Origin of the sequence: Luteitalea sp. (assembly GCA_009377605.1) — a bacterium.
Classification (GTDB): domain Bacteria; phylum Acidobacteriota; class Vicinamibacteria; order Vicinamibacterales; family Vicinamibacteraceae; genus WHTT01.
On record WHTT01000156.1, the window covers coordinates 519 to 7880 of the forward strand.

Annotated in this window: 6 protein-coding genes and 2 pseudogenes (1 of these 8 cut by a window edge); 7 read left to right on the top strand and 1 reads right to left on the bottom strand. The window is 61.5% G+C overall.

Annotation, left to right across the window (positions count from 1 at the left end; all coding sequences use genetic code 11):
- The 5 genes and pseudogenes from GEV06_27545 to GEV06_27565 form a co-directional block, all read left to right on the top strand.
- Nucleotides 1-223: pseudogene (locus GEV06_27545) on the top strand (sigma-70 family RNA polymerase sigma factor); it begins 518 nt to the left of the window's first position.
- 163 nt (nt 224-386) lie between these two features.
- Complete coding sequence (locus GEV06_27550) at nt 387-902, top strand: hypothetical protein (protein ID MPZ21615.1); 516 nt, start codon at nt 387-389, stop codon at nt 900-902.
- Nucleotides 903-921: 19 nt separating this feature from the next.
- A complete protein-coding gene (locus tag GEV06_27555) occupies nt 922-1968 on the top strand; it encodes a DUF2169 domain-containing protein (protein MPZ21616.1) in 1047 nt (348 codons plus the stop codon).
- Nucleotides 1969-2223: 255 nt separating this feature from the next.
- On the top strand, nt 2224-2925 hold the full coding sequence (locus GEV06_27560; protein ID MPZ21617.1) for a hypothetical protein: 702 nt from the start codon (nt 2224-2226) through the stop codon (nt 2923-2925).
- Complete coding sequence (locus GEV06_27565) at nt 2910-4121, top strand: DUF2169 domain-containing protein (GenBank protein MPZ21618.1); 1212 nt, start codon at nt 2910-2912, stop codon at nt 4119-4121. The genes GEV06_27560 and GEV06_27565 overlap by 16 nt, the downstream gene beginning before the upstream one ends.
- 237 nt (nt 4122-4358) lie before the next feature.
- Here the strand turns inward: GEV06_27565 and GEV06_27570 are convergent.
- A pseudogene (locus tag GEV06_27570) lies at nt 4359-4572 on the bottom strand (group II intron reverse transcriptase/maturase).
- A gap of 464 nt (nt 4573-5036) precedes the next feature.
- On the opposite strand from GEV06_27570, the gene GEV06_27575 reads away from it, so the two are divergent.
- Together GEV06_27575 and tssI are read left to right on the top strand one after the other, a co-directional pair.
- Nucleotides 5037-5339, top strand: a complete 303-nt coding sequence (locus GEV06_27575) for a hypothetical protein (protein ID MPZ21619.1) — start codon at nt 5037-5039, stop codon at nt 5337-5339.
- A gap of 120 nt (nt 5340-5459) precedes the next feature.
- Nucleotides 5460-7362, top strand: a 1903-nt coding sequence (gene tssI, locus GEV06_27580) for a type VI secretion system tip protein VgrG (protein ID MPZ21620.1), incomplete at its 3' end; no start/stop codon positions are given.

A 7362-nucleotide genomic window follows, 5' to 3' on the forward strand; every position in this document is an offset into this window, starting at 1 on the left:
CGATCGCCACCCGCGCGCGGATCAGAATCGCGAGCACCTGGTGCTGGCCGCCAGCTACGATTTGGAATTCAGCGAGTATGAGGCGCTGCCCGAAGGGGAGGGCTCGAGTTATCGGTGCAACTTCGTGGCCATGGCCAGCCAGCAGCAGTTCCGGCCCAAGCGCGTGACGCCGAAGCCGTTCGTGCAGGGACCACAGACGGCGATGGTCGTCGGGCGTATGTAAGCGACGAGCAACGCAGCCAGGCGGGATGCATCGGCGGCCAGAATGGCACACTTATTTCAGACGAGTCCTTAGGAGCACCAAGACAATGCACTCAACAAGAAGAGACGCGCCCGTAGCAGATACCTCCTGCTTGATCGATGACATCCTTGAAGAAGAAGCGACAATGGTTGGCGCACGCACCGCGCGTGGTCGCACGTTCGTCGGCGAGGTCCTCGCCACGCAACATCCAACGCTCGCTGGTCGCCTCCTGGTGGCGTGGACCGACGCGTCGGGAGTCCGCAACGAATGGTGGCTACCGGCGCTCCGCGGTTCATGGGTACGAACGCGCGATCGTGTGGTAATCACTCGACCAGCCAATTGGTCCGAATGGATCGTAACCGGCGTGCTGGACGGCTTGGAGACGCCACGGCCGCCAGAGCGCGCGAGTGCCGCCTCGCTGGCGTTGCATAACGACGAAGTTCTCACCGTGACGACCGCGATGGGCGAACCGCTCATCGAGCTCTTCGGAGGAGAGGCCGGACCCGTCGTTCGCTTGCTCCGAACCGACGTCGATGTACAGGTGGCCGGAGCGCTTCGAGTGCACGCCAAGAGCCTGGAGCTCAGCGCTGATCAAGGACACCTGAAGCTCCGCGCGAGCGAAGACGTCATCGTCGAGGGCGAAAACATCGAGCTCAACTGATCACTGAGGGGCGGGAAGCATGCAGCTCGTCAACACTACGCCGGTACACGCGACGCTCAGCGTTTCGGCGATCGACGGAAAGGCGTTTCGCGCTGGCTTGATCACAGCAAAGGCGACGTTCCAGATCCTCGACGGGCGGGCGCTGCTCGATAGCCAGACTCCGTTGCCGGCTTTTCGCGCCGATCAAGAGACAGAGCTCGGCCTGCTGCCGCGCGACGACCTAAGGTGGCGCGGCTCCAGATTCGAGGTGATTGTGCTTGGCACCGCGCACGCCCCTCCCGGAAAAGTCATTTCCGCTGCGACCGTGTCGCTGTCGATAGCTACGGAGGAGCGCTCGCTGGCCGTCTTTGGAGATCGCGTATGGGAAGAGGACGTCGCTGGCGCTCCGCGGATCTCAGCGCCCGAGGCCTTCATCCGGATGCCACTCACATGGAACCGTACCTTCGGCGGCACGACGGAAGTGTTGGTCGACGTCGACTCGTATGTGGACCTCGCCGAGCCACGCAACCCGGTCGGCCGAGGATTCGATCCGGGGCCTGCGGCGGAAGAGTTACGAAAGGCGTGGAGGACGCCACCTGGGTTTCCTCAATACGACCGATTGAGGCGGCTTCCCAATCTCGAAGATCCCGGCTGCCTCATTCAACGGCCGGAGGACACACCGAACCCACTTTGCTGGGCAGCGCTGCAGGTGGGCTCACCTCTCCACGCGCCACCGTCGACTGCCCGGGACCCCAATGTAGCCTGGGACGAGCTTCCTCCTGAACCTGAGAACATGTTTCGAGCGCACCCGACCTGGGTAATCGCTCGCCCGCCGGCAGAAGCGCCCGTGCGCCTCGAAGGGATGATGGCTGACGGAAGTGTCTTCTCGTTTCAATGGCCGGCGCTGCGCGTCTTTGCGGACTACGTCGCCGGACGCCACACTGGAACCCGCGAGCTTATGGCCTTTCGTTTGGTCCTCTTGCCCGAGGAGCAGCGGTTCTATCTCGTCTATCAGCACCCGTTTACCGTGATCCCTCGCGCGGGCGAAGAACGGGCGATGCGGCTTCGTCTCGAGTCGTTTCAATAGGAGCCATAAGGAGCCATGAAAGTCCACGTCAACACGGCGCTCGATGTTAGCAAGGGATACAGTTTACATTGGTTTTGGTCCCCGTTGGCGCCCTTGCTGTGTTTGATGCCAACAAGAGAGGCCGAGACAGCCATGTTCACTGCTAAGGCGGTGAATCGGTTGGCATCGACGGTCAGACACAGATTCCTGCCGATCACTCAAAAAGGTCACGATTGCGGCACGTGGTTGTTGGACGACTCGTTGTTGCCATTAAACATGCTCCTGCCGGTGCTCGTCTGGCCGTTCACCGCGCGCACAATTGAGTTCGGAGCCTCCGCCGTAAGAGCCGAGGGTAGCCCGATTGGCTGTGCGGACGTGGCCAGCAAGATTCCGCTCTTCATGCTCACCTGTGGTACCCTCTGCCCCTCACCGCTCGCATGGCCGACCACGAACAGCGGCAACACCGTATTCGTGGGAATAACATTCAAGGATATCCTCTGGGGCTACCTTTTCGTAATCGGCAAGATCCTCTTTTTCCTCATTCTCTCTGGTCTGAACCTCCTCAAGGCGATGGCAGCCCCCATCAAGACCTTCTTGACGTGGCTTCTCTTCAAGGTTCTCCTCACGGTCTTTCGCGATGAGATCAAGAGGCTCTTGGAGATCGTCAAAGATCCCAAGGAGCTCTTGGAGCGTCTCAAGGATCCGGCGAAGCGAGACAAGCTTATTGATGAGCTAGAGGACATCGCGAAGGATTGGCTCGACAGGATGAAGAAGGCTCTCCTCACGGCCGCCGTCGGTGAGCCGTTGGTCCTTCCGCGAGGTGACAGCGCGCACGGATTGGAATCCGTCGCGGCAAGAAGCCTTCAGCCGGACGCCGCGCACCGCCTTGGGCGGAGCGAGTTTGGCGATTCGCTTGAGCCGCCCGACGACCGGCCGGGCTGGTGGCACGACGGCGACAAGGGATGGGTACCCGGATGACGTTGCCGCGGAAGGCTGCCCGGGAGACCTATGACGCGCTGCTGCGACTGCTGCCGACCGGCGGAGTGCCTACCGAAACACAGGCTCTCATCAAACGCACGTACTTGATCCGCCATGGGCAATGCGAAGTGGTGGCGCCAGATCCGCTTGCCGGCGATTTCGACAGCGCGGCGGATGGCCTACGACTGACACCAGGAAGCGATTTCTGGCCACACAAGCCCGCGACCGATTTCGTAATCGAAGGATCCGCGTTCGCAGGCGGTCGCGCGATTTCTATGCGCGTCGTGTCGGTGCGCATTGCGGCCGTCGTCAAACGGGTCGCGGTATTCGGCCGGCGAGCAATCCGCCGCCGGCCCGATGGCTCGGTTCGGATCGACGAGCCCGACCCATTTCTCGAAGTCCCACTTACCTTCACGAATGCGTATGGCGGGCTCGATGGCCGCATTCCGTTCGACGTTGGCCACTATGGCTTCGTGTTGGAGGATTCCGTGCTCGCCGGAGACCATCCCGGCCTCTATCCGCGGAATCCCTATGGCAAGGCATACTTCGTCGGATCGATTCCGGACACAACGGACCTTGAAATGCCGAGCCTCGAGGATCCGGAAGATCTCTTGACGGAAGAGCGTCTCATTCTGAACGACCCGGGGCGATGGTATGAGCAACCGCTGCCGTGGTGCCTGCATTGGATGAGCCTGCGCATGTTCCCGCGTTGCGCTCACTTCTTTGGTACGGACGCCTGGTTTCCCGGACCCGAAGACGAGCGAATGCCCGAAGTGCGCCGCGGTTTCTTGCCATCCGGATTCCGAACAGCCCTGCAGCACGAGATCGGGCCTGCGATTGCGCAAGAAGCCTCTTGCGGGCTCGTGCTTCCCGCCCTCGCCGGCGGGGAACCCGTCGTGCTCGAGGGGATGCATCCCGAAGAACCCGTGATTCGCTTTTCGCTACCGCCGTTGCCGCGCGTCCAGTTCGTTCTCGAGGGGCGTCGTCAATTCGCAATCCCGAGGATGCACACGATCCTTGTGAAGCCGGCGGAGCACAAGCTCTCGATCACCTACGCGGCCGAGGCTGAGCTCCATCGAGCATTCGTGCCTGGCATTCACGCGAGAATTCCCGTTTCTGTCTCCGTGGATGGCGACACCGCGATCGCCTACCCGACGCCCCCCACGCATCGAGCGCTTGCAAAGCGGACGTCATGAATATGCAGGATGCGCTGCGGAAGAGCGACACCATACAATTGTTGCCCTGGTACCTGCTCATGGTGATTCCTTGCCTCGTAGTTGTGTTCATCCGCCATCAGCACCAAAGGAAAGTAAGAGCCTCTTCTCGACGCAGACGATAGGCGATATTGATCCGCATAGGGGCGGCGGTCGCCCGCCGACCCCTGCCACACCACGTGCGTACGGGTCCGTACACGGCAGTTCGAGTCGGTTACGCTAGCACCCCTCGGTCAACGTCGGAAGTCCGAGCGATTTGAAGTATGCATTGGAGAGCCCCACCGAGAGGGCTTTTGGCCCGGGCGAGGTACCAAGGACCGAGGCCACTGCCGGCCGTATTGCTGGCCAGTCGCGGACGAACCCCCAGTGCTAAGAGCGCCGCGCGGCGGCGTGGTGTTTTCCACTGCCGCCACAACGCAGCGCGTAATCGCAGCGCTGCACCTGCGGAAACGGCGCTGCTCGTGCCAGAGGGACTGCACATGACGGCACGGCCGGTCCCCGCCATTACACTGCTGGATGATCAGCAGGTCTTCACGGAGGAGTTCACGCTGGCGCTGCCCGTACCGGTGCAGAACCCATTCCGGCGTGCTTGCGGACAAGCCCGAGCAAGGCACGGTGACCGTGCTCTCCATCGGAGCTTTCCAGAGTGACGCTGCGTAACGGTTCACGCCGGTCTCGCCTGCTCACCCCAAACATCTTTCAGGTCTGGCCACCCGGTCCGCCTGTGGACCGACCGGTCGTGCTCACGTGCAGTGAGCAACCCGCGCAACCTGTGCCCGTTCTGAATTACCGCATCGTTCCGCCCGGCTGACCGGCACCCGGCCCATCGGTCCTGAGCCTCTTCCACCGTACGGCGGGAACAAGACCGAGACTGTTAGCGGTCAATATACGCTCACTGTGGGGACCGGGCTCATCCAAAGCAACGACAATTTCAGTATCCACGCACCCGTCAATCTCGTCTTCACCGCAGGCGTTGAGCGGTTCGACACGACGGGAGGCAACCATTTCATCACCTCGGGGAGCACCTACATGAAGAGCAGTGACGTCGTTCAGGTCGTTGCTGCGCACTGCCACGTTTTCGCGGCCGACATCCAGCTCGTTGCCGGTGGCTCATCCATCAAAGTCACGAACGGAGGCATCGAGATTTCGAGCTCCGGCCGTGTGTCGATCAACGGCTCGCCGGTCAAATTGAATTGTTGAGGAATTCGTGAAGCCCGCTGCACGCATATTTGACCGGCACACCCGCCTTGGGAAGCGCTTCGCGGGCCCCTCCCCGTTTATGTAGCTGTGCCGTGCACCCCTGAGCTTGTATAAGGGAACATGAGTCCTGGCCCGCGACGACAGCACGGACAGGACACTCGATCGCTTCACGTGAAGCGTCGGTATCTCACGCAGGAACGGTCTCTCATCGAGATCGGAAGCACTATGCCCATGGTGTCGGACAAGATCATGCAGAGGGCGATGGCAATCACCACGCCGCTCGGCGACGATGTGCTGCTGTTCCATGGCATGCACGCGCGAGAGGAGCTGAGTCGATTGTTCGAGTACCAGCTCGACTTGCTGAGCACGCGCAGCGACATCGACCTGGACGAGATTCTTGGCAAGAACGTGACCGTGAGCGTCGCGTTGCCCGATGACAGCACCCGCTATTTCAACGGCTACGTGACGCGGTTCGCGCAAAGCGGCATGTACGGTCGTTATCACCACTACACTGCGGTCGTTCGACCGTGGCTCTGGTTCCTGACGCGAACAGCCGATTGTCGCATCTTTCAGGACATGGCCGTGCCGGACATCGTCAAGGAGGTCTTTGGCGACCACACGGCAGCCGATTTCGCGTTCGAGCTGACGAGCACGTATCGGAAGTGGACCTACTGCGTGCAGTATCGAGAGACCGACTTCAATTTCGTCAGTCGCCTATTGGAGCATGAAGGCATTTACTACTACTTCCGGCATAGCGACGGCCACAACACGATGGTGCTCACCGATTCCACGAGCAAGCACACGACGTCGCCTGGGTACGAGCAGCTGCCGTTCATCCGGCCGGACAAGCTGGTGAGACCGGACATCGAGCACATCAGTAGCTGGGATTTCTCGCGCGAGATTCAACCGGGCGTCTACGTGCACAACGACTACGATCTCGAGCGGCCGAGCGTGGCGCTCAGGACACGGAAGACGCTCCCCCGCAACTACGCACCAAGCGACTATGAGATCTACGATTACCCTGGTCACTACGTCCAGGCGGCGGACGGCGAACAGTACGCGGCGGTGCGTGTCGACGAGTACGGGAGTCAATTCGAGACCGCGAACGCCTCAACCAACGCCAGGGGTCTCAGCGTCGGCTCGCTGTTCACGCTCGACCGCCACCCGCGTGCTGATCAGAATTGCGAGCACGTGGTCCTCGCGGCCAGTTACGACTTGGCATTCAGCCAGTACGAGGCGCTGCCGGACGGAGAGGGCGCGAGCTATCGCTGCAATCTCGTGTCGATGTCGAGCCAGCAACAGTTCCGACCAAAACGTCTGACGCCCAAGCCGTTCGTGCAGGGGCCGCAGACGGCCGTGGTCGTCGGTCCCGCCGGTGAGGAAATCTACAAGGACGACTACGGGCGTGTGAAAGTCCAGTTCCACTGGGATCGGTACGGCAAGCGCGACGAGAACAGCTCTTGCTGGATTCGCGTGTCACAGGCGTGGGCGGGCAAGGGCTGGGGCGCGGTCTCGACGCCACGAATTGGCCATGAGGTGGTGGTTGACTTCCTGGAAGGCGATCCGGACCAGCCGATCATCATTGGGAATGTGTACAACGGCGACAATATGCCCCCGCACGGCGGCGTGGTCAGCGGTCTGCGGTCGAATACTCACAAGGGCCGAGGCTACAACGAGATCTCCATCGACGACACGGCCGGACGCGAAAAGATCACCATCCATGGCCAGTACGACATGGACACCACGGTCGAGCACGATCAGAGGAACACGATCAAGAACAATCGCACGTCATCGGTGGCGGTCGACGACACCGAATCGGTCGGCTCGAACCAGGCAATCAAGGTTGGCGCCAACCAGACCGTCGAGGTGGAAGCCGACCAGACGACGGAGGTTGGCGCGACTCGTACGGTATCGATCGGCCTGGACGACAGGGAGACCGTGGGGTCGAACCAGTCCATCGAGGTCGGGGCCAACCAAGCGATCCAGGTAACGGCCAATCAGGATACGTCGGTCGGCGCCGACC

Coding starts and splice junctions, on each gene's coding strand:
- GEV06_27550 (MPZ21615.1), top strand. CDS start 387: ATGGTTGGCGCACGCACCGCGCGTGGTCGCACGTTCGTCGGCGAGGTC.
- GEV06_27555 (MPZ21616.1), top strand. CDS start 922: ATGCAGCTCGTCAACACTACGCCGGTACACGCGACGCTCAGCGTTTCG.
- GEV06_27560 (MPZ21617.1), top strand. CDS start 2,224: ATGCTCCTGCCGGTGCTCGTCTGGCCGTTCACCGCGCGCACAATTGAG.
- GEV06_27565 (MPZ21618.1), top strand. CDS start 2,910: ATGGGTACCCGGATGACGTTGCCGCGGAAGGCTGCCCGGGAGACCTAT.